Source organism: Pedobacter changchengzhani (assembly GCF_004354365.1).
Classification (GTDB): Bacteria; Bacteroidota; Bacteroidia; order Sphingobacteriales; family Sphingobacteriaceae; genus Pedobacter; species Pedobacter changchengzhani.
Map to the genome: position 1 here is coordinate 106,596 of NZ_SJCY01000006.1, position 24,971 is coordinate 131,566.

The window sequence follows — 24,971 nt, forward strand, 5'->3', positions numbered from 1 at the left end:
GCATATTATTATTATAAAAAATCAGATTCGCAATCAAGCAAGACTATATTTTACCAATTTTAATTTAAATACATTGGGCACAAGCGAAAACGCATGCGCCAGATGGATTAAAGTGGTGCATAAATAATTCTGCAATAACTTTCCAATCCTCGTTGTTGAGGAAATGTTTTCCTGAACTATTTAACTGAGGATTTTAAATCCTCTACTCAAAAATCTGGATTGTAAATCCAGATTAACGGAGCAGTGTAATTATTGCTAATTCGTATCTGTACTTTCATTATAAGCCCCGTTTATTATATCTGTAAAATTAGAATGTCGTCCGTCTGTTAATTTTAGATCTGATTTTTTCGATTTCTCTGGCAAATGCACTTCTGCCAACATGCACCTTGCACTACCGCCACCATTTTTTTCGATGGTGTAAAGTGGCGCATATATAATTCTGCAATACTTTTCTAATTTAGAAATCTGCTCCGCATTTAAAGATAAATAGGCTTGGTCTGACATCACCAATAATCGCTCTCCGCTTTTATTAGAAACCTCGAGCATATTGCCAGCGAAGTGGTTCATTTGATCTAGCGAAATTTCAATAATTTCTTTGCCTGAACCACTCAAACTAACCGATACATTAAGTCTTTCTTCGGGATTTGGTATTGAATCTAAACAAATTACTGCAAAATCAGTCCCAATACACATCATTACGTTGGTGTGGTAAATTGGGAAATTCGAGCCATCAACAGCTTGAAATGATACTGCTGAATAACCTGTTAACATGCAAAAATTATCTAATACTTCTTGATCGGTACGCACACTTAAACAAGCATAAGCAATTTTGTTTACCCGATCTAAAACCATACTACCTGTACCTTCTAAAAACGCATATTGCATTTCGTAAAAGCTTAAATCGGTGATGTGGTTTACTTCAAATTTTTCCTGTAAGCCTTCTATTATTTCTTTTCTACGCTCCAACCTTCGGTTTTCTGAAAACATCGGATATAAGAAAACTGATCCATCATCGTGAAACGAAATCCAATTGTTTGGAAAAATAGAATCGGGTGTTTCAGGTTGTAAGGTATCGTTAATTACGCTCACATCAATATCGTTATGTCGTAGCATATCCACAAAATCATCAAACTCTTTTAACGCACTCGCTTGTACATCACTCTCTGTTGATGCAATTTGAAATTTATTATTCGCGGCGGTTTGCTCATTGAATTTAAAATCAACTGGACGAATCATTAAAAGGTGGTTGGTGGTCTGCATTTTTTTAGTATCAAGTATTTAGTATCAAGATTTGATTTCAACATCGGCCTCAGCCTCAAATATCGTCTCTCAGCAACGGCAAACTCATACAATGGAAACCGCCACGTGCTCTTGATAATTCGGCCGAAGGCATTAAAACCAAAGTATCGGTAATGGTTTCTACATTTTCTTTACCACTTTCCAAATCTTGAATCAAGTCTTTAACATCAACAACATTAAATCCCGCTTCCTTAAAAGCATCAACAGTTTTGTCGTTTCTATCGTAACCTAAAACAACGCCTTCTTTAATGGCCAATAAATTACACGAATCCGTCCATTGCTCTCTGGAATCGTACGGAAATGTATTGTTTCCGCTATATATAATTTTGGTTGGCTCGGTACTTTTCAAATCATTCTGACTAATATCATTCAATAATGCCTCTACGTGTTCGAAATGTTTTGGTGTACTTGGGTTGGCTTTTGTAAACTGTATCGCTGTGGTCGCTTCTGATTTTTCGGGTTCTTTTAAAAAATTAATTGGTTCGTAAGGATTGTATTTTGGCGAATGTGCTATCGAATTTAAAATTACCCATACATTACGTTTTACCTGCGTAAAAACGGTATCAAGGTGCATATAATCCCGTTTATTCGGTATTTTAACAACCGTTACTTTTTCTACCACATCATTATCGAACAATAACTTAATGGCTTCATTTGCGCCGTGTTCTGATGTTCGTTCGCTACATCCAATTAAAACATGATTTGGACTCACCATCATCACATCGCCACCTTCTAAAGTCGTGCTAAACGCAGGTTCATCGCCGGGGCGTAAAAAATGCATGGTCACATCCGGAATTTCAAGGATATTCTCGCTGTAATGCGCAAATAATGGGTGATTAAAGAAAATATAACGCATTAAGAGCGTTTCTCTTACACGGGCCTTTTTTGCAGGTTTATTTAGTAAAATATGATTATTTATTGTTGTACCAACATCCCTAGTAAAAATTAAATTAGGGATTGGCGCAAATATCATGGTATCATCGGCCAAAGTACCCGAAATCAAAATTTCTGCCAATTCCTTTGGGTCGGTATTGGTCAACTTCATTTGAACCTTGTACGTGCAACCTTCTATGGAAGCAACTGCAGCAACTAATTTTTTCCGGATAGATTCACCTTGAAGCATCTCGCTCAATAAGTTTTGAATCTCAATAACAGATTTCGAATTGTGAAAATCGGGATGGTTTGGCTTATAAAAATTTCTATTGCCGTCTTCCGAATCTATTTGTGCTAACTTTCCTTTAATCTTTTCAGGATCAAGAAAATACATCAAAAGCTTAAGATAGTAATCATACTCGCCCTTGCGAATGGTATCTAAATGCACAATATCTTCAAAAAGCCAATCTTGTGCTTTTGAGGGTACAACCTTTCCTAAACCACTATCCGGACTGTGGATTAGCAGTTTCCTTAATCTGCCAATCTCCGTTGTTACATTTATTTTCAAAATATTTTCCTTTGTAAAATTAAAAAGAGGCTACATAATTATCCATGTAAGTTGCTCTTCCGTTTAACCAATTTTTTAACGATTGTGTGTATGAACTAATATCAAGCTGACCAGTGCGCCATAACGTTTGATCGTAAGCATGAGAAGCCTTAATTGTGGCAGAATAAGTATCAACATAACTTAGCAAAGCTGGAAATTTCGTCGCTTTAAAAGCGAGCCATTTTTGTTTGTAAATGGTTTTAAAATTTGGATCAAGAAAAAATCTCGAAAAGAAGTTTTTCCCAGCGCCTTCAGTGTAAAACATACTGGTACTCGCAGATGTAAAATAAGTACCACCACCATCAAAAGAAAATGCCCAATCATAATCCCAAAGTGGGCCAGCGGTATATTTTCCGTTTTTTGGTTTAAACATGTAAACACTTTTTGGGTGGCCAATTTCGATATTACAAATTAAATTGGTAACCAAAAGGTAATTTGCCAATTCATTTAAGTCGATGTAATCAGCATAATTATTATTAGGGAAACTGCTTGCTTTTACTAAGTTTTCCATAATCTGGAAATCACTTTTAATCGCAACAACTTCGCTTTGATTTGTTAGTTTAGGATACTTTATATTTACAGGCAAACCATAGCCATTAGAGTAAAACTTATAATCCTCATCGAAATAACTATCCAGTTCCAAAAGTTTTCCACCATCTTCAATATTAATTCTGCTCGAACTAACCTCAATTTGTTCCGTTAGCATATAATTGCCCATATCTACACCATTTATAGTAACATCCACTGCCACAATGTTGTTGGTATAAGGCATGTTTAAAAGTTTGCCTACATTTAGTGCTGTGGCATTTAACATCAATGTTGGATCTAAATAATTAGCCAACAACACATAATCTTTACCTTCTCTCATACCAAAAATTGATACTTTTTTATCCAATTTTAATCGGTAAGGCTTTTTATCATAGCTCCACGTACTATTTCCTCTTCCTTTTACTTTTGTTGTTGCTTTAAAACCCGCATAATCCTGATTGCCAACAATATCTAAATCTGCAGTTAAGTAATCATCTTGAGAAATAATTGGTTGTTTACCAGCTGTATTGATATATAGATGTGGTATATTTTTGTAGTTTAATTTAACCACAACATCCTTTTTCTGCCCAGTAGGCGAGGTTAAGGTATAATTGATTACACGTGTTAAATCTAAAGTAGAAATATTCGAATATTGCTTTTCGTTGCCAACCCTAACATCTACTGCACTGGTTACGAAAGTTGGTTTAAAGGATTTAACGTAACCACTAAAATCGCCTGTTAAAGTGTCATTTACAACAGAAAATTGTATATCATTTGAAATTTTATCATTATAACTTTTTAAAATGTAAAATGAAGAAAATTTCAAGCCAACGTCATCTACCTTATTAATAGTTATCGTATAAGAGCCAACAGTACCATCGCTGCCAGTTACTTTATAAATTAGCGGTTTCGAGAAATCATTAACAGTTTTTTCAGAGACTTGGTTTACACCGTTTACTTCAACTTTTGCACCTTCGAAACTAAATGTAGCAACTAATGATGAATAATTTATGCCGTTAGGTACATCTATTTTAATTTCATTATCTCCAGTCATGCCATAAAGATCCGATTGGATGTAGGCAGCGTTATTCTTACTTTCAATTTTAAAAGCAATCAATCTACCAGGAATTTTAGTTTGTTCTAAAATATCTTCCTTTTTTTTACAAGATGTTACTGCAGAAACTATGGATATGATAAAGAACAGCTTTAAATAAATTCTCATATACTTTATGCTATTTATAGGTTAGCGGGCTAAATTAAGATTTTTTTTCATTTTAGCCGGTTTGTTGTTGAAGTTTAGTTTTTAAATAACAAAGTATTTACATCTAACTAGCTAGCTCATTACTACATCGAACCAACCTTCAAATCTTAATGTTTTGTCTCCTAATCTACCAACGTTAGACTTTCATACCTTCCCAACCTTTTTGCAGCCAAACTTCAAACTTCGGTTCTTCAACCTCGTACTTTTCGGACTTCCAACCCTCGACCTTCCTCACTTCCCGACTTTTTTATTAATTTCGCACCATGAATTTTATTATTTCCAAAGCACAGAAAGCCATTTTAGAACTTTACAAAGAAGAAGTTGCCGAAAGTGTGATCAACATACAAGATACGCGTAAAGAATTTGAAGGTCAGGCAACGATTGTTGTTTTCCCGATTACCAAAATATCAAAAAAATCGCCTGAGCAAACTGCAAATGAAATTGGCGAGTATTTGGTAGCCAACGTAGCAGAGGTAACTGGATTTAATGTAGTTAAAGGATTTTTAAATTTAAGCATTGCCGAAAGTTTCTTCCTTAATCAATTTAATACGGAGATCTTAGGCGCCGATTTCGGGGTTTTTCCGCAAAACGGTAAAAAAGTAATGGTAGAATATTCTTCGCCAAATACCAATAAACCACTCCATTTAGGGCACGTTCGCAATAATTTATTAGGTTACTCTGTTTCAGCATTGCTGAAAGCGAATGGTTACGATGTAGTTAAAGTAAACTTGGTTAACGATCGTGGTATCCACATTTGTAAATCGATGCTGGCTTGGCAAATATGGGGCAACGGCGAAACACCAGAAAGTACTGGCTTAAAGGGCGATCATTTGGTAGGGAAATACTATGTAATTTTCGATAAAGAATATAAAAAAGAAATTGAAACCTTAAAAGCCGGCGGACAAACAGAAGACGAAGCGAAAAAAAATGCACCATTAATTAAAGAAGCACAACAAATGCTTTTGAAATGGGAGCAAGGCGATGAAGCTGTGGTTTGGCTTTGGAAAACCATGAACGAATGGGTGTATGCTGGCTTTAACGTAACGTATAAAAACTTAGGTGTAGATTTCGATAAATTTTATTACGAAAGCAATACCTATTTATTGGGCAAAGGAACAGTTGATGAGGGCTTGGCGAAGGGCGTTTTCTTTAAAAAGGAAGATGGCTCGGTTTGGATTGATTTAACAGCCGACGGCTTAGATGAAAAACTTGTTTTGCGTGCCGATGGAACTTCGGTTTACATTACGCAAGATTTGGGCACTGCCGAAATGAAACATGATGATTTCCAAATGGATGAATCTATTTATGTGGTGGGCAATGAACAGGATTATCATTTTAAGGTTTTGTTTTTGATTTTAGATAAATTGGGTAAAGGCTGGGCGAAAGGACTTTATCATTTATCGTACGGGATGGTTGATTTACCAAACGGCAAAATGAAGAGTAGGGAAGGAACCGTTGTAGATGCCGACGAGTTGATTGAAAGCATGATTAACACTGCTCGTGAGAAGACGGAAGAATTGGGTAAAACCAACGATTTTAGCGAAACCGATAAAGAAGAATTATATAAAAATATTGGTTTAGGCGCTTTAAAGTACTTCTTGCTCAAGGTAGAACCGAAGAAAAGATTGTTGTTTAATCCTGCAGAAAGCATAGATTTTCAAGGTAATACGGGCCCGTTTATACAATACACACATGCAAGAATAAAATCGCTGTTAAGCAAAGCTGATTACGAATTTAAAGTTAACGGAAGTGAGTTTTCTGGTATTTCTGATGTAGAGTTAGATATGATTTTACTGTTGGCTAAATATCCTTCGGAGCTTGCAATTGCAGCAAAAGCTTTTAGTCCGGCGAGTTTAGCCAATTACTTATACGAATTGGCTAAGTTGTTTAATAAGTTTTACCATGAAGTACCACCAATTGTAAAAACCGAAGCCGGAGAAGCAAAGCAGTTTCGTTTAAACTTATGCAAAAAAACCGCTGATATCATTAACGCAGGTATGCTTATATTGGGCATTACTTCGCCAGAAAGGATGTAAGCTTCGGTTTATTTTTTTTTCTAGCGAGGAGAAAACTGGCTGTTATGTTAAGTAACTTTTGCATTACCATTGCTACAATTAATTTGTTTTAGCAATTTAATTTGCTATGTTTGGTAAGTTTGAAAAACAAATATCTACATATCGACCTAAAAGAAAGAGGCTTTAAGCTTCTGAAGCATTTTACCTTATTTAAAGGTATGGTGCTTAAAACTGCATTTGGTTTTTGTAGTATCGTTTTTTACATTCCTTCCTTTAAGGATTTTGATAATATTGCCCCGGCCTTCTAAAACAAAGAAAGCAAATTCAGGACCGGGGATTCCTTGTATCTTTTTATTATTTAAAATTTAGAACATTCGCATTTGCGTGATGATTCTTTTGTTTTTTTTAAAAATATCCCGAACAAAATTTAACGCAGTTAACAGCGATAATGGTAATTTTTTAAATTCCTGATACAAAAAACTAACCCAATTACAATTATTTAATTTAAATGAAAATATGAACTTAAATGAAAGCAATCCAGTTATTGTCACCGAAAGTGACTATAATTTATTGAAACCTTTTTTTAGTAAGATTTCAAAACCTGATGAAGCCATGTCGCTTTCTTCAGAATTAAGTCGAGCAGTGGTGATTAAAGACGACGCTTTTCCGAAAAACGCCATCAGATTAAATTCTAAAATCAAAATTGTTGAGGAAACCACTGGAGAAGCCATGGAGATTATCATCGTATTGCCTCAGTATGCTGATATTAAGCAAAAAAAGATCTCGATATTGACGCCAATTGCCGCTGCGCTTATTGGTTTCAGAGAAGGGGAGGTTGTAAAGTGGAAAGTTCCGGCAGGATTAAAGCAATTTAAAATAACGGAGGTGATTGCACCCTAATTAAATAAGAGTAATATGAATAGATGTAGATTTAAAATTATAATGGATTTTAGTAATTCTGCCTCGGGGGACTATAGCCACCGGGGCGATAAGAATATGCTATGGAAATTATTTTTAAATTAAATTTTATCACATTTATTATGACTACCCAAGAAACAAAAAAACAGATTATATTAACAACAGGAATGTTTGATATTTTAAAAGATCAAATTAGAAGGAAAAAAATTAACCCTAAAAATGAAGGTCAAATTGTATCTGAACTAAGAACCGCTAAACAGGTAAATAGAAGAGATTTACCAGCAAACATTGTAGATGTTTACAAAAAAGTAGTAGTTAGAGAAATTAATTCTGGCGAAGCACTTACTTATTTATTTGTGCCGGCAAATGTTGCCCGTGCAAAACATGGTACCATTTCAATTTTATCTGAAGTTGGCCTTGCGCTATTAGGTCACGAAGTTGATTCGATTATCGAGTGGCATACTGAAGAAGGTGAAAAAGCCTTTAGAATTGAAGAAGTGAGTGATTTATAAAATTCAGTTCTTTATTTCTTATAATGATAAAGCTAATAAGCGGTTAATGATAAGCCGCTTATTAGCTTTTTTTTTTAATAGTTATGCCTAGGATTATCCATGGTTGGTGTCGTCTAAAAACATCTTTTACTACGCTGTAAAAGGTTTGATGGATTTAAATCGGTGCGCTGATAACAGCAAACATGTAGATTTATTACCAATATCTTATTTTTCAGTTCCTTCTTTACTCGGAACATGCTGTCTACGTCTAAATCGTGGAAAACTCATAGGACTTTTCGCTGGGCGTTCATCCCCTAACAACACACCCCACTGTTTGAACATTTCTGTACGATCAAAAATAATTTTTAACACAGCTACTGTCGGCAAAGCCAAAAACATACCCGAAACTCCAGCTATACTTCCCCCAATAAACACACCGAGAATTGCGAATAGCGCGTTTATTTTAACTTTAGAACCTACAATACGTGGCATTAAAATATTGTTATCTAAAAACTGAACAAAAGCAATAACACCTAAAACGGTAATCACCGGCCATAATTCTTGGGAAGATGTAAGGGTAAGCAATACACCAATCAAATTGCCAATCAGCGCACCGATGTATGGAATTAAATTTAAAATCGCGAAAATTACGCCAATTAATAAAGCATGCTTAATCCCAATGAGCATTAAAATTCCACCCAAAAGGATAGTCATGTAGGTAATTTGAATAAGCAGGCCGATTAAGTAGCTTTTGATGATTGATTCGGTTTCATAAATAGCATCTTTCACCTTTGGATGATCTTGAGGTTTAAACCACATAAATATAAATCTTACCAAAATATCTTTATAAAACAGCATGAGGTAAATGTAAATTGGCAACAATCCAAGAAATACAAAAACACCACTTAACGTAACCGCTGCGCCACCAGCAAGAGAGGTTCCCATGTTCATCAAATCATCGCTTTTGGCCTGAATAAAAGCTTTCTGTTGCTTATCGTTATAGTGCGTTATGTTGGTTATCCAATCGCTTAACGAATTAATATGCAGGGCTACATTTTTCTTGATTTGAGGAAAATCACTTACGAGCAAGCCGATTTGGTGCGAAAAAAACCACACTACTAACGAAACAAATAATGCCACTACTAAAATTGAAAACACAATTGCCAAACTTTCAGGTAGTTTCTTTCTTTTTAAAAAGCGATAAATAGGAAGGAGCATTATGCTTATAAAGAATGCCATTAAAATCGGCATAATAATGTCTTTTCCAATAACCATTACTGCAACAATGGCAATTAGTCCCAATAATTCAATCGATCTTTTTACGGTTAAGGGTAGGGTATTCTGCATAAGTTATTTAGTTTCCAACTGCTAAACAGCAAGGTAATAAAAATGTTTTATTCTTAATTTGTTTAAAACCTATACGCTATAATAGAAATATTAGGCGTTTCTTTTAATTCACTGCCTTTTTTCAAGGATGAGGTGTGCTGGACTGCGAGGTGGCGAGGGTGATATTTTGTTTTGTACATCCAACTCAATTCACAAGCTCCATATTTAGTAATTTCCACTCCAAAAAATCATTATACAATCTCCAATATTAAATTTATTAAAAAAAATTACCCCATTTCCATCATTAATAAGGCGATAAGCGTTATTTTTACCACTCGTAAAATAAAGATGAATACTCAAGATACTATAATTGCTTTATCAACTCCACAAGGAAGCGGTGCGATAGGCGTAATCCGTTTATCAGGTCCAGATGCGATAAGCATTACCAACCAAGTTTTTGCGGGAAAGGACCTTACGCAACAAATCTCGCATACCCTGCATTTTGGTTTAATAAAAGATGGCGATGTAATTGTAGATGAAGTTGTTGCTGGTTTGTATGTTGCGCCAAAATCATATACCAAAGAAAATGTGGTTGAGATTTCTTGTCACGGCTCCAATTACATTATTCAGCAGATTTTAAATTTGTTGATTAAAAAAGGCGCAAGAGCGGCGAAACCTGGAGAATTTACTTTACGTGCTTTTTTAAATGGGGCTTTCGATTTAAGTCAAGCAGAAGCTGTAGCCGATTTAATAGCTTCTGATAGTAAAGCTTCGCACGATGTGGCGATACAGCAAATGCGCGGTGGTTTTAGCAATGAGCTGAAGGGTTTACGCGATCAATTGGTCCACTTTGCTTCGATGATTGAACTGGAACTCGATTTTGCAGAAGAAGATGTGGAATTTGCCAATCGCGACCAATTGCGTACGTTAATTTTAAAAATAAATTCTGTTTTGCAACGCCTTATTTCATCCTTCGAAATGGGTAATGTATTAAAAAATGGAGTACCAATTGTAATAGCTGGTAAGCCTAATGTGGGGAAATCGACCTTACTAAATGCTTTGCTAAATGAAGAGCGTGCAATCGTTTCAGAAATTGCGGGCACTACTCGAGATACCATTGAAGATGAATTAAACATCAATGGCATCATTTTCCGTTTTATTGATACTGCAGGGATTAGAGATACTGCCGATATTATTGAAGCGAAAGGAGTGGAGCGTACTTTAGCACGAATGAAGCAAGCAAAGCTTATTATTTACATGGTTGATGCTTTGCAAACTCCAGATGAACTTCAAGAACAACTGACCGATTTGAATAAAATCGATATTCCATATTTGGCGGTTGTAAACAAAGCAGATTTGTTTAATGACGAACAAAAGAATGAATTTGCGCAAAAGGAAGTATTGTTTTTGTCGGCCAAAGAAAATATCGGTGTAGAAGAACTTAAAACGGCTTTACTCGCTAAAGTTAATCTGCTTTCGATAAACACCAGCGAAACATTGGTGACCAATATTCGCCATTTACAAGCTTTACAAAATACAGAAAACGCTTTGGCTAACGTGCTAAATAATATTGATAATCCGATCACTTCTGATTTTTTGGCGATGGATATTAAACAGGCCCTTCATTATTTAGGTGAGATTACAGGTGTAGTAACAACTGATGATTTGTTGGAAAATATTTTTAGTAAGTTTTGCATCGGAAAATAATTAATGGTAGAAATTTGTGTTTTTAATGCATAACTTTATTATCCTTGTAAATGCGGAGGCTAAAGTGCTTTTAAATAGATGAATTCTGCAACTTACTTGATTCTATAGAACTTTTTATTTTTCTTTTTGAGTAGACCTATTTTGCATGGATGTTAAAAAGTATTATAAGGCGATTGAAAAATGCTAATTTTTGTAGTGTTTTATTTATTTCCGATCTACGCCTGGAAACATTAGGGCAAAGGCTTAGGCAGTAGTAAGTAATGAATTTTTGAAGAATAATTGAATCAAAATGAAAATAAGTTTTAGTGGGCATGAAACCTTTGTATGCCGCCAATTCTGGCTGAAAAAAGGTTTTGAACATATTTTATCAAACAGGTCATTTACCGACGAAGATGCAGTAGTGCATTTAGGTGTTGGTAAGAATATGACGACCTCCATAAAATTCTGGCTACGCGGATTCAACATCATAACTGACGATAATGCCATAACAGAGTTTGGAGATTATTTATTAGCTGGACGAGATCCCTATTTAGAAGACACAGCTAGTTTATGGTTACTACACTATGCTGCCATTAAGAACGAAAAATTATTTATTTTTAATACCTTCTTTAATCAATTTCTAAAGGAAAAAAACGAATTTAATAAACTGCAATTAATTGCCTACCTAAAAAGAAAAACTGAAGAAAGTGGCGCTAAACATTTTAGCGATAAAACCTATGATTCGGATGCGAATGTTTTCTTGCGAACTTACAATAGGTCAAACGATGGCAAGGCAGATATCGAAGAAGAAACAGCTAATTTATTAGTAGAACTTAATTTAATTAGACCCTTTAGTCGATTAGACCTGGATGGCAAAAATCCGGTGCAATGGTTTAGAGTTGTACGAGAAAGTAGAGACGAATTGCCTTTGGAAATTTTTGCCTATGCTATATTAGATAACTACGGTAATAAAGACAAATCCCTATCCTTTAAGGATCTACTAGAAGCTATTAATTCACCAGGAAACATTTTTTGCTTAACGGAAAAAGGATTGGAAGAAAAGCTGATTCAATTGGCAAATCGATGGCCACATAATTTTAACTATAACGAAACGGCTGGTAATAGGGTGTTACAAATGAAAAATGAAGTGGATAAGTTGGAGGTTTTAAATCAATATTATGGTTAAGCAATTTTCGCCGTCTCAAAACATATTACTGAACAACTTCGATGTTGCAGATTATATCATTACGCCCAATACGCAAGATGTATTTGAGGTGCTAATTAACAATTTTGCTTCAGGCATCAGGTCAATTAATTTAATTGGTGCCTATGGGACTGGTAAATCGACATTTCTTAATGCGCTCAATTACCATTTAAACGCAGAAAATATTTTTATTGACGACAAAAAGTGGACTAAATTTAAACGCTTCGATTTTATCAACCTTGTGGGCAGTTACGATTCTATTATCGATAATGTAGCTCAGGCAATTGGTTCAACAAGTAATAAAACTAGTGTGTTGGTTCATGAGCTCGAAACCTTGATTCAATCAGCTAATGGTCAAGGACACTGTTTGTTTTTTGTTATAGATGAGTTCGGTAAATTTCTAGAATATGCCTCAGCAAATGGAGCAGAAAAAGAACTTTATTTTTTACAGCAAATTGCAGAATTAATTAACAATACAGAAAATGAAGCTGCATTTATAACTACCCTGCACCAAGATTTCTCTGCTTATGCGGCTAGCTTAAATGCAACACAACGTAATGAGTGGACTAAAGTTAAAGGCCGCTTTAAAGAGTTAACCTTTAACGAGCCTGTAGAGCAATTGCTTTTGTTGTCTAGTAAAAAAATTGCAGCAACACCTAATGCATCACAAGAAGAAAATATTGTTGCATTAATCAACACCATTGCCCAAGCTAAAGCATTTTCACTAAAGGATTATTTCGATCAAAAAATTGCAAAAAAAATCTATCCATTAGATTTACTATCGGGTAGCATACTAGCATTGGGTTTACAGCAATATGGACAAAATGAACGGTCATTATTTACCTTTTTAAATACCGATAGTTTTTACGGTTTAAGAGAATTTGATCAGCAAAGGCAAAATTTCTATGCGGTATCAAACGTATATGACTATTTAAATTATAACCTTTATTCGTACCTAAATTCTAAAGCCAATATTCATTATAGCAAATGGGCAGAGATTAAAAATGCTTTAGAAAGAGTTGAAGGCGAAGTAGAAGAAAAAGAACATATTCTTTATCAAACCTTAATAAAAACCATAGGTTTGCTAAATATTTTCAGTCATGCAGGAGCGAAATTAGACGAAAAGTTCTTAGTGGCGTATATCGAATTAACAGGAAAGCTTACTGGTGTTGCAGATGCTTTACTCAATCTACAACGAAAAAACCTCTTAGCCTATAACAAATATTCTAATCGTTTCTTTTATTCGGAAACAACCATTGTAAATATTGATGATGCCATACAAGAAGCTGGCTTAGAAGTTAGCCGAGCGAATAATATCGTTAGTTTTTTAAACGGCTATTTACCTTTAGCACCAATAGCAGCCAAAAGAGCCTATTACGAAAAAGGTACGCCTAGAGCTTTTGAATATAAAATTACAGATGCACCTTATGCGGCTTCAAAACCTAAAGGGCAAGTAGATGGTTTCATTAACCTAATCTTTAACGAAAATATTAAAGAATCTGAAATCATTGAGGCATCTACTGAAAATGATCAAGCAGTTCTTTATGCCCACTTTTTAAGGGTTACTGATATACAACATGCCATTGAAGAAATCGAAAAAGCAAAAATTGCAAAAGCAAAATACCCTAATGATAAAATTATCCAACGTGAGTTAAGTGCCATTGAAGAAATTCAAAAAAACTTGCTTAACTATTATCTATATGAAGGCTTTTATGATATTGCTTCGGTAAAGTGGTATTATAAAGGTGAAATCAAAAACTTTAACAGCAGTAAAGATTTTAATGCCTTTTTATCTGTAATTACCGATGAAGTTTACTCGCTTACACCAAAGTTTATAAGCGAACTTGCCAATAAAAGCAAATTATCGACACCTATATCTGGTGCTAGAAAAGCTTTAATACATGCTTTATTAAACAATGAAACTATTGATGGGTTAGGTATAGAAGGTTTTCCGCCACAAAAAAGTATATACCTATCTTTATTGCATCAAACAGGCATACACGAAGAAACAGAAAATGGCTGGGCGTTAAAAGAAATTACCGATGCAAATTTAGATCATAACCGATTTATCCCCTTGTTTAATGCTTGCAATAATTTTGTTGGCAGTACTAAGGGTGCTAAACGTAGTGTTGCCGATTTTTATGAGCTTTTAGAACAGGCGCCATTCAAACTTAAAAAAGGTTTCTTAGATTTTTGGATTCCCATTTACCTCATTATGAAAACGGACGATTTTGCGCTTTATGGCACAAATGGTTTCATTCCCGATATAGATGCGGAAGTCTTGGAATTATTGGTTAAAAATCCACAGCAGTATTACATCAAAGCTTATGATACAGATGGCATTAAAGTACGCCTATTCAATCAGTACAGAGACTTATTGTCTTTAGGTGAGGCGCAAAGAACTTCTAACGATGCTTTCATTAAAACCATCATTCCATTTTTTAAATTTTATAAAGACTTAAAACCTTATGTAAAACAAACTAAAAACTTAAGCAAAAAAACAATTGCGGTAAGAAGGGCATTAACAGAAGCAACCGAACCCGAGAAATTATTTTTTGAAGATTTTCCAAGTGCTTTGAATTATGATTTGGTGCAATTAAACAATAATCCCGAATTATTAACCAATTACAGTGCCGACCTGCAAGAATCAATCAGAGAATTACGCAATGCTTATGATATACTGTTGCATAAATTTGAGGCTATTATTAACGGCCTTTGGAATGAAGATTACGATTTCACTAGCTATACTGAAAAGCTAAAGGCACGGTATCAAAAATCATTAAAACAATATTTATTACTTCCTTACCAAAAAACCTTTTACGATCGATTATGCTCTCCATTAGAAGATAGAGGGGCTTGGTTGTCGTCTGTAGCACAAGCTACAGTTGGTAAAACACTCGATCAAATTACCGATAAAGAAGTAGAAAACCTGCAAGAACGTTTCCATTCGCTTATACACGAATTAGATAACCTTAACGATATGGCTCTGCAAAAAGTAAACTTGGATGAGGAATTGATTTTTAAATTTGAACTCACTACACCAGGTAGTATTTTGAACCATAGAATTATCCGCATGTCGAAAACACAAGATGCTCAATTCCAAAGTTTGGAAAGGGGAATGTCAGATTTAATGGGAACTACAAATAAAAGCACAAAAATTGCTATCTTGGCTAAAATACTCAAACAAGTATTAGATGACGAAGGAAAATAACCACGTAAGGCATGTATTGGGTATATCAGGTGGCAAAGACAGTGCTGCACTTGCCATTTACATGAAAGAACTGTATCCACAAATGGATATCGAGTTTTATACTTGCGATACGGGGAAGGAGTTGGAAGAAACTTACCAACTTATCCGTAATCTAGAGTCTAAGCTTGGCCTAAGCATTAATAAGCTATACGCAAAGGAAGGTGATAAAGGAAATCCATTCGATTTCTACCACAATTTATATGGTGGCTATTTACCATCTTCAAACGCCCGTTGGTGTACCCAAAAATTAAAGATTGAGCCTTTTGAAAACTATATTGGTACTACTCCAGTAATCTCTTATGTGGGCATCCGTGGTGATGAAGATCGTGAAGGTTATATCTCTACCAAACCACATGTACAATCTATCTTCCCATTCCGTGAAAATATCTGGAGTGAAGAAGTAATTGGAAAAGTGTTAAAAAACGATAACCAGCAAAAGCTACTTTCCTTATACAAAGATTTTTTAAGCCAAAATTTATATCAACGTGCTGTTGATATTATTAAAACTCCATTGTCTTTAGCTTATAGCCAAAACCAAAAGTTAAAAGCATTAATGAGTTTAGGGATTAAAGAGTTTAATCATGTAGCTTTCCATTCCTTAAAAGACAGCCCATTGCCAATTGCATTGGTAGATGATTTTCCTTTATTGGATAATGAATCCATCCTCATACGTGATGATATCTTTAGGATATTAAGAGAAAGCGGGGTAGGTGTACCTGCTTATTACGAAGAGATACCTTATGAGGTAAACGGGAAAACAGGGTATTATAACCGTAGCCGATCCGGTTGTTTCTTTTGCTTTTTCCAACGTAAAATAGAATGGGTGTGGCTATACGAACAAAACCCAGCCAAATTCTTTTTAGCGGTTGAGTATGAAAAAGATGGCTACACCTGGATGCAGGATGAACGTTTAGAAGAATTAATCAATCCTGAAAGGATTAAACAGATAAAAGAAGAATTTTTAACCAAACAACAAAACGCTGCCAAAAATTATCGCTCTAATAAACTGATTGATATATTAGATGCAGAAGAAGAAGGTTGTTTAGCTTGTTTTGTATAAGATAAATTATGACTGAATCTATACCATTAGATATTGATGCTGGCCGCTTACTCTTTGGGTTAAGCCGGATAGGATATACCACTTCTTCAGCAATATGTGATATTATTGATAATTCGATAAGAGCAAATGCAACGGTAATACGATTGTTAATCATAAAAGAAAGAAAAGATTTTGCTGATAGTAAAAAGAATAACGTAAAAGAATATTTAATTATAGATGATGGGGATGGCATGAATAGGGATGCCCTGCTAAGTGCATTAAGACTTGGCTCTTCCGATCATGATTACGGCGGGAACTCGTTGTCAAAGTTTGGTTTAGGTCTTAAATCAGCCTCTTTTTCACAAGGGGATATTCTTGACGTTATTTCATCTGATGGTAATGGTTTTAATAAATTTCAAATTTCCTTGCCTTCAATCATGGCATCGAAGGTTTATGCGGCCACAGAAAAAGATATTGATTCATTAGATCAAAAGATAATTGATGATTATTTGAGCGAGGGTAAAGGCACAATCATCAGAATTTCGAATATTAGAAAAAATAATCATCCAAGTGTTAGTAATACAATAAATGAGCTTAATACCAAAGTTGGAGTTATATATTATTATTTTATACATAACGACAATCAAGACATCTTTATTGGAAATAATAAAGTGCTAGGGATAGATCCACTCTTTTTAGATGAAGCCAATGTAAATGGAAATTTAAACGAAAATGAATGGGATGGTACTCAAGTAAAATGGATTGAAAAGAAAAAGACGGTCACTCTTGACGACGAGCTAGGAATTACAGCTGATATAGAAATTACTCAATTACCTTATCCCCCTATTTTTAAGATAAAGCATTTAGGAGAAGCTAAAGATGCAGAAATTCGAAGAAAATACTTAATTGAGGCAAGTAATTATGGGTTCTATGTTTACAGAAATAATCGATTAATTTCTTGGGCTTCCCATTTAAATGGTATAATTCCTTATGATCAAGATTTTTATGCCTTTAGAGGTAGAATCAATATAGACAATAGTGCCGATGATTTTTTTAATATTGATGTAAAAAAATCATCATTAACTCTTTCGGAAGAAGCTTGGAGAGTGATTAGTGATGTTACAAGGGAAGCGAAATCTAAAAGCAGAAGTGCATGGCTAAATGCTGGTAGAATTAGACGGGAAATAATTAATAAGGATCCTAATGAGATAGCAAACAAACTACTAAGCGAATATGAACAGATAGAAATTTTACCAGGTGATGAATTACCTACTGAAGAACAGGCAGAACAAAGGTTAGGGCTTATTACGAATGATATGGCAACTAAAGTTCGACTTATCGTTAAAATGATGAGGGAAGATAAGGGGGAAGAGCCAGGAGATTTAGAGAATTTAACGCAAGAAGAGAAGGAAGAAGCAGTAAAAGGTGAAATAAATCCGCAGCTGTCTAAAATTTTTAGAGTGAGTTCTGTAACTGATAATTTATTATGGGAACCTTATTATGACACTGACCTTGGTAACTGTGTAAGAATTAACAAATTGCATAGATTTGCATTGTATATTTACGAGAATAATGCTGATAATCAAGATTTGCAAGTCACTTTTGATTTAATGATGCTTCAGTTATCAGATTCAGAATATTATGCGTATAAAAATATCACTGATTTTGACTATGAGCAGATGAAAAGTATTTTATGGAACTTCAGGAGGATTGCGTCTGAATTTTTAGCACATATGGTTAGGAAGCTAGAAAATGAATTACCACCAAATTATACTACTTATAATGAATGATAATATCTAATATTTATAATATCCATAACGGTATAGACACTGCATATATCTATATTTGGATTTCTAAGGCTTTCAAGATTATTTATATAGGTATGACAAATAATTCTGTAGGACCAATTGGCAGGGCAGAAGGTCATTTCAATTCTAAGGGGACATTTAGGAAAAGATTTTTAGAAGAAACAGGGCTAGGAATTGAATTAGCATCTGATATGGTTCTTTTAAGTTTTCCACTACCCAAAAAACGAGAATATACTGGGGTAGAGAGTTCATATAGAGAGTCTGTGGAGTACCTAGTAATGAAGGAGCTTCAATTGCAAAGAGGTATTTTGAACCCGAATTATGACGTGGTATCTTGGCATGATAGATATCCAAGGAGGACAAGCAACACAGAGGTCTTAAGTTTGGCGAAAAACATAGCTAATAGTTTTGTGTTGAACTATAGTTCGTTTTAAATCTTTCTATATTAAACGAATATTTCGATTATGGCTCAATAGCTCTTTTTGGTAAAGAGAAGTTATATATTATCAAATTTTAAAATTGAAGCATACTTGCTTATTAAATCTTCATGTTTTTTTAATCTATCTTGGGTGTGTAAAATAAACTGTGTCATTCTAAATTAATGCTGCTCAAGCGCTTTCTTAGTTCAAATCTAATATCATTCTATCAGGAAACCAAATGGCGAGTTTTTGAGCAGTTGTAGCCCAGTTGCTCAAAGGCATTGTCCATTTCTCGCTAATGTTTCTTTGAGCTAGATAAATCAGCTTTAAAAGAGCCATGTCTGAAGTAAACGCACCTTTGGTTTTCGTCACTTTCCTAACCTGTCTATGAAAACCTTCTATGGTATTTGTAGTGTATATCAACTTTCGTATTACGGCATCATAACGAAAATAGGTGGTGAGTTTTGACCAATTCCTACGCCAGGATTCTAAGACTTTCTCATACTTTTTACCCCATTTTTCATCAAGTTCATCGAGCCTTAATTCTGCCAGTTCAAGTGTTTCTGCTTGATAAACGGGCTTTAGATCTTTCATAAACGACTTTTGATCTTTGGAGGCAACATATTTTAGACTGTTTCGGATCTGGTGTACAATGCAGGTCTGTATTTCTGTCTGCGGAAAAACTGTATTGATCGCAGCTGGAAAACCGTTAAGGTTGTCAATACAGGCAATCAAAATATCTTTGACTCCTCTATTTTGCAAATCTGTTAACACGCTTAACCAGAAGTTTGCACCCTCACTTTGTGAGACGTACATACCCAATAATTCTTTGTGGCCATCTCTATTGATACCTAAAATGTTATATACTGCATGAGAGACCATGCGGTGATCTTCCTTAACCTTATAGTGCATGGCATCTAACCAAACAATGGTATAGAGCTCTTCAAGTGGTCTTGACTGCCATTCCTTCACCTCTGGAATAACTTTATCGGTAATAGCTGAAAGAGTGGTGTGGCTAATATCTGTATCGTACATATCTTTAATATGTTTTGAAATATCACGGAGGCTCATTCCAAGGCCGTACATGCCGATAATCTTGTTCTCTAGACTCTCAGCAAGTATCGTTTCCCTCTTACGGATAATTTCAGGTTCAAAGGTAGAACTCCGGTCACGGGGAGTCTGAACGCTTATCGTTCCCGAAGATGTCCTGATATCCTTGGTCGTTTTGCCGTTTCTGCGATTGCCAGAAAGGCGTTCATCCGCGTTAAGATGACTCTCTAGCTCTGCCTCAAGTGCAGAATCAAGAAAGCTCTTTAGTAAAGGCGCAAATGCACCATCTTTACCATACAAAGATTTGCCCGAGCGTAACTGCTCAAGGGCCGTTGTTTTCATTTGCTCAAAATCGAGCTGCTGTTCTATATTCATAATAAACTGTATCTAAAGTTAGTATTTTTAACTCTTGACACAGTTTATTTTACACTCTCTCTATCTTCGATTTCGCTTTTTGTCCACCATTCCACCCAGAGCTTTTTTGATGTTCTCAGTTTATCTAAATAGTCTGTTAGACTCCTTTTTGTATAACTAGATACTGCTAAAAAATAGCCTTCATAATCTCGCGATTCTACAGTATCGCGAATATCCTGAACATCTGATTTACCTACACCATTTTTATATGCCTTACACTGCACAACAACACTATATTTGATATATGGATCCTCATCAGGAATAACTGCTTCTTTAGGAACTAGCCATTCAACGATAAGATCTACACCTCCGTCAGGCTCTCTCGTACTTGCTAGTTTTCTAACCCGAGTAACATTTGGTTCTCGTTCTAAAAGATCCTTGATAAGGTTTTCAAATAAACTATCATTAATCGGATACTGCCATTCGAGTGTTGATGGCTGAAATAGTATTTCGAATTCTTTATTATGTCGCTCACGTAATTTCTCTCTTTCTTTTTTAAACTCATCGAGGCCACAATTAATATCTAAACTCAAGATATACTTTCCCCCAATTCCAATAATTTTATTCTCTAACACAACAAGAATTGGTTCAGCATCTTGTAATTTTTTAAAATACTCGTAAATTATTGTTTTCTTCTTAAAACTTACAAAGTGATGAAAGTTTTCTGTAGTAATTAACTTCCCATTAATACCATCAATACTAGTTTCTTTTGATTTCGATATAGCAGAAATAAAATCAATGATATCGTGCGACTTTATTACTGAGATCCTTTTCTTAAAATTTCTATAATAGAGCCACGACGGAAGTGTACGTTCCATATAATTAACACGTTCATTAAAACCAATGATAGTTTTCAATGCCTTTAGCTCCTTAATGTCAATATCTTCCCAACGGTAGGTAAAACTATAACCTAAACGGTCTCTACAACTTTGGCAGGGGCAACCATTATACTGCCCCCATATATATTGTTCGAAAACAAATAAGGATTCGATTAAATTACTTAGTGTATTTTTATCTAAATCTCGGATATTAATAAGGCCAGGATTTATTTGTTTTGGAATAATATATACCCCATAAATTTCGCTATCCGCAAACGTTGCTGGGTTCATAACGTTTATAATTTTTACTGAACTTAGAGCCATTTTCTTCAAAAAAATTGAGAAGAATAAGCTAAAAATGTCGTGCAAATCAGTACGTTCACCATTGTAATGCCAAGAAGTTGTACGGCAATAAAAATCAAAGTACAGCAGATCACTTGCTTCTATCCAAAGTCTTAAACTTATTCCTAAAAATGGGCTACTTCTTATAGTTATGGAATCTTTACTAACACCATCTACACTCAAATTCCATTTTTTTGCCTCTTCTGCAATATCTTTTATTAAGGAGGCTGATTCTTTGCGACTGCTCATTATGCCTAAGTCCCCATCATCTGCAGCAAATCATTTGTTCCGAAATTTAAAATAAATTCTGAATAGTAACTTGAAAACAAATCTCTTAAATAAACTTGCAAATCAATCTCTTCGTCTTTATTTTCAGCACCCTGATAAATGGTGTATTTTCGGTTTTTTGTAATTGTGTATAAGAATAAAGTATGGAAATAAACTGAAGAAATATATTTACGTTCTGCAACTTCTAGTTGCGATTGATCCTTATATTTTGATTTGAAATTTTTTAAGACATGGCTATCCATGTTAATGATGATCTTATCCAAGTTATCGCCACTAACTTGTGGTACCATCACGGTTTCATAATCTATATCCGCATCAATTCCTTCGCCTACTTCATCCCAGGTTGAGAAATCTTCTTTTTTTTCTTTGTATACCAAAACAAAAGGAGGTAGACCCATATTTTCATTGTCCCCTTTTTCTTCTTTATTTATAATCTCTTTTTTCTGTTCTGGCTCAACTACCCGTATCCAGAATAGTTCCTCCAGATTTTCGCCAGCAGCCGTTAACGTAGCTTTCATTTCTATTTCGTCGCCAACTTTTACTTCGGCTTTACTATTTAGATTTAAACGTATGGTTCCATCGTGAGGGCTCGTTGTAGAAATATTAAAAACATCCTCTACATTTTCAGATTTGCCGGCAGCATTACCACCTTCTGCATCATTAGGCTTAGGCTGATAACTCACTAACCCTATTTTGAATTCTCCAGGCTCTTCTACTCTGTCAAAATAATGGTTCTCTACATCTGTATTGAAACGGATGGTTTTTTCTTGTCCAAGAGGTAAATTAATGCATGACTTACCATCAACCGTTGATGCTTTCACATTTAAAAAAGACGGAAAACGTTGCGGTTTAAAAGGCTCCATTTCTTTTTTAACATGTTTTTTTTCAGGTTCTTTTTTTTGAGGCTTGTCATCCTTTTGATCTAGTTTGAAAGTTTGGCTAAGAAGCTTCATTAATGAGCTGTTCATCGGTAGATTTTTAGAAAATGATTTCAACATTTCCTGTGTGTCTTTTGCATCAACGGATATACTATCTTTTCTGCGCTTTTCAATTTCGGCTAACCTTCCCTTGCTCGTGCCTAACTTTGAAGTTAAGAATTTTCTTAGTTTTGAAGTATGATCCCCTTCCTTCAGTCGATCTCTCGAGGCCATGAATAAATCCTTTCGGAAATTATAATTCATAGCAGTGCAATCAACATGTATCAATAGATGGTATTTTAATAAGTTGAATTTTAATGAACGTGTAATAAATTCTGAACTAAAGTTACCATGTACTTGGCCATTCATCGAGAAAAGTACAGACATGTTATTTTTGAAAAATTCCCGTTGAATTGTCTCCTTCGTTTCTTTTATATTTTTATCATCAATACGAGAGTTAAATACATAGCACGTAACTTTAAACTTGCCTATTTCTTCTTCACTATATTCTTCGGAGAAATAATCTTCAAGATATTTATTCTCATCACCTTCCAAACGACGCTTTAAACCAAAAAGATCTCGTTCTAGGTTTCTGTCGTCAGGATACCTTTCTTTTCTATCAACAGTTAAAATAGGTAGAGCAGGTTCAAATAAAAATTCATTAATACTCTGATTTAAATCTCGAGATATAACCGAACGACTTCCAGAAGGTAAATCATAAGAATAAAGTTTGATTATACTACCAGTTTCAAATAATGTATCATGTAACTTCAAATCCAGCTTGTCTATTTCAAATGAAGGAATTTTACCATCAATTTTTAAATATTCATACCAAGTATTCTTCTTTTTTGTTTGCTCCTCATTGCTTAGTGGATGTTGCCTCACCAATGTAAAACCAAAATCGCCTGTTTTATCATATTTGCGAGAAGCAATTACTTGATAGCCATTTTTGCCGCAAAAAATGATTGCGCCACTACCGCCCATATTATACTTGCCTTGTACAAAATGAATTTCATTTTTATTACCACTTAATAAGGATAAAAAAGATTTTTCAAAATCGGCTGGGTGTTGTCCCTCTCCATTATCATAAATTGTGAGTGATGTATTAAGTTTAGGACCATCGGCAAGGATTTGTATATTTTTTGCCTGCGCTTTTTTATGACTATTTAAATCCCAATTTTTATAATCGGGAAAAAACAATGCTTTGGCACTTTCCATTGTTTTTGGTGCCTCATCAGATTTTGGATCTATACCTGCCTCGTAACATTTTTTCATTAAAGTAGCATCAATAGAATTGGTAATCTTTTCTATTAAAGCTGCGATAGGAGAAGCTTGTTGGTTTTCAATTACACCATAATTGTTTTCATTTCCACCTAAGGGGAACCAATTAGACTGCTTAAAAATATCTTTATTTGAGTTAATAATCTCTTCGAGTTCACTCTCGGTGTGGCAACTGAATAGCAGGAAGAAAAGTTCTTTATTTGATAATGAAAGTAGTTGAGACATACGTTAAATAATATTTGAAGATTAACTAAACTTAAATATAAATTGTTGATTAATCCTTGTCGAAATTCCCTCCATTAAAGCGTTGGGATAATTGGTGAGCAAGGTTATTAAATTGGTCAAAATGATTGCCACAGATTTTGAGCTGAAAAATATAAACAATGATCAATAAAGTTTGCAATGTAATTTTAATTGACATATTTATTCAAATTTGCTTCAGTTTTGTTAAGCAGTGTGCAATATATTAAATATTTTTGATTTGGATGTTAATGGAGATTGGACTAAATATCTTAGATGGATCATATTACCGGTTTCCAAAAATGCGAAGAATAAGTTGCTTGTGAACTTGTCTTTCCTTTCGGTATCAATAGCTAAGCTTTTAATACAATAAATTTAATTGCATATAAAAATACATAATTGTTTAATTTACAAGCTTTTACATATAGATGTATATATCTGATTCAATTAAGCGTAATTGCATATAATCAGAAGCTTATCCCCGCTAGTGAAGGATAAGAGAAAAGACGAAAAGACCTAAGAAGAGTTTCCGGATCGGGTAGGTGTGTACCTAAAATCAATTGCGTAAAATTTGAGTAATAAGAAAATTCTTATATGCTTTATTGGTGAATATTGACCCTGAATGCTTGCGAGGTAAACATTAGGAATTGATTAAGCTGATGTGTTAGAATTAATCAAATAATAAATTGTGTATCTAAATTGCATATTTAATGTTGTAGCCGTCTGGTAAGCAATACAATTTTGCTTTTCTGTCAGAAGTAATAAACGATAAATAGCAATAAATAGGAATTATGTATGCTTTATTGGAAGGAATTCAACTGCTAATTTGATTTTTGAATTATATTCCAAAGCATATAATTTCTTAGTTTTAAATAAATTTATATCCGATTGCATATA

Annotated in this window: 16 protein-coding genes; 9 read left to right on the plus strand and 7 right to left on the minus strand. The window is 34.5% G+C overall.

What is annotated here, in order from left to right:
- Positions 1-255 precede the first annotated feature (255 nt).
- Genes ctlX through EZJ43_RS10285 form a run of 3 tightly spaced genes read right to left on the minus strand, consistent with a single transcriptional unit; the run spans position 256 to position 4,529 of the window.
- Complete coding sequence (ctlX, locus tag EZJ43_RS10275; RefSeq protein ID WP_133262624.1) at positions 256-1,260, minus strand: citrulline utilization hydrolase CtlX; 1,005 nt, start codon at positions 1,258-1,260, stop codon at positions 256-258.
- Positions 1,261-1,315: 55 nt separating this feature from the next.
- Positions 1,316-2,740, minus strand: coding sequence for an arginine deiminase family protein (locus tag EZJ43_RS10280; RefSeq protein WP_133262625.1), 1,425 nt, complete (start codon positions 2,738-2,740; stop codon positions 1,316-1,318).
- 19 nt (positions 2,741-2,759) lie between these two features.
- Positions 2,760-4,529, minus strand: coding sequence for a CotH kinase family protein (locus EZJ43_RS10285; protein WP_133262626.1), 1,770 nt, complete (start codon positions 4,527-4,529; stop codon positions 2,760-2,762).
- A gap of 302 nt (positions 4,530-4,831) precedes the next feature.
- On the opposite strand from EZJ43_RS10285, the gene argS reads away from it, so the two are divergent.
- From argS to EZJ43_RS10300, 3 genes are all read left to right on the plus strand, one after another.
- A complete protein-coding gene (argS, locus tag EZJ43_RS10290; RefSeq protein ID WP_133262627.1) occupies positions 4,832-6,604 on the plus strand; it encodes an arginine--tRNA ligase in 1,773 nt (590 codons plus the stop codon).
- Between the two features lie 495 nt (positions 6,605-7,099).
- Positions 7,100-7,483: a GreA/GreB family elongation factor gene (locus tag EZJ43_RS10295; RefSeq protein WP_133262628.1), complete on the plus strand. Its 384-nt coding sequence runs from the start codon at positions 7,100-7,102 to the stop codon at positions 7,481-7,483.
- 140 nt (positions 7,484-7,623) lie between these two features.
- On the plus strand, positions 7,624-8,013 hold the full coding sequence (locus tag EZJ43_RS10300) for a GreA/GreB family elongation factor (protein WP_165953140.1): 390 nt from the start codon (positions 7,624-7,626) through the stop codon (positions 8,011-8,013).
- A gap of 204 nt (positions 8,014-8,217) precedes the next feature.
- Here EZJ43_RS10300 and EZJ43_RS10305 read toward each other — a convergent pair whose 3' ends face one another.
- A complete protein-coding gene (locus tag EZJ43_RS10305) occupies positions 8,218-9,339 on the minus strand; it encodes an AI-2E family transporter (protein ID WP_133262630.1) in 1,122 nt (373 codons plus the stop codon).
- A 327-nt stretch (positions 9,340-9,666) separates the two neighbouring features.
- On the opposite strand from EZJ43_RS10305, the gene mnmE reads away from it, so the two are divergent.
- The 6 genes from mnmE to EZJ43_RS10335 all read left to right on the plus strand — a co-directional run bounded on the left by mnmE (position 9,667) and on the right by EZJ43_RS10335 (position 18,739).
- A complete protein-coding gene (gene mnmE / locus EZJ43_RS10310) occupies positions 9,667-11,025 on the plus strand; it encodes a tRNA uridine-5-carboxymethylaminomethyl(34) synthesis GTPase MnmE (protein ID WP_133262631.1) in 1,359 nt (452 codons plus the stop codon).
- A gap of 289 nt (positions 11,026-11,314) precedes the next feature.
- Positions 11,315-12,190 (plus strand): DUF4007 family protein, encoded by an 876-nt coding sequence (locus EZJ43_RS10315; RefSeq protein WP_133262632.1) that lies wholly within the window; start codon positions 11,315-11,317, stop codon positions 12,188-12,190.
- Positions 12,183-15,419 carry a P-loop NTPase family protein gene (locus EZJ43_RS10320; protein ID WP_133262633.1) on the plus strand — a complete coding sequence of 1,079 codons (3,237 nt, stop codon included), beginning with the start codon at positions 12,183-12,185 and terminating at the stop codon, positions 15,417-15,419. The genes EZJ43_RS10315 and EZJ43_RS10320 overlap by 8 nt, the downstream gene beginning before the upstream one ends.
- Positions 15,403-16,518, plus strand: coding sequence for a phosphoadenosine phosphosulfate reductase family protein (locus EZJ43_RS10325; protein WP_133262634.1), 1,116 nt, complete (start codon positions 15,403-15,405; stop codon positions 16,516-16,518). Before EZJ43_RS10320 ends, EZJ43_RS10325 begins: the two co-directional genes overlap by 17 nt.
- Positions 16,519-16,526: 8 nt before the next feature.
- Complete coding sequence (locus EZJ43_RS10330; protein WP_133262635.1) at positions 16,527-18,287, plus strand: ATP-binding protein; 1,761 nt, start codon at positions 16,527-16,529, stop codon at positions 18,285-18,287.
- Positions 18,284-18,739, plus strand: a complete 456-nt coding sequence (locus EZJ43_RS10335; protein WP_133262636.1) for a GIY-YIG nuclease family protein — start codon at positions 18,284-18,286, stop codon at positions 18,737-18,739. Before EZJ43_RS10330 ends, EZJ43_RS10335 begins: the two co-directional genes overlap by 4 nt.
- A 186-nt stretch (positions 18,740-18,925) precedes the next feature.
- Here the strand turns inward: EZJ43_RS10335 and EZJ43_RS10340 are convergent, their stop codons facing one another.
- Genes EZJ43_RS10340 through EZJ43_RS10350 form a run of 3 tightly spaced genes read right to left on the minus strand, consistent with a single transcriptional unit; the run spans position 18,926 to position 24,059 of the window.
- Positions 18,926-20,149 carry an IS256 family transposase gene (locus tag EZJ43_RS10340; protein ID WP_133262637.1) on the minus strand — a complete coding sequence of 408 codons (1,224 nt, stop codon included), beginning with the start codon at positions 20,147-20,149 and terminating at the stop codon, positions 18,926-18,928.
- A gap of 44 nt (positions 20,150-20,193) precedes the next feature.
- Positions 20,194-21,597: a restriction endonuclease gene (locus EZJ43_RS10345; protein ID WP_133262638.1), complete on the minus strand. Its 1,404-nt coding sequence runs from the start codon at positions 21,595-21,597 to the stop codon at positions 20,194-20,196.
- Between the two features lie 5 nt (positions 21,598-21,602).
- Complete coding sequence (locus tag EZJ43_RS10350) at positions 21,603-24,059, minus strand: ATP-binding protein (RefSeq protein WP_207924608.1); 2,457 nt, start codon at positions 24,057-24,059, stop codon at positions 21,603-21,605.
- Positions 24,060-24,971: the final 912 nt, after the last annotated feature.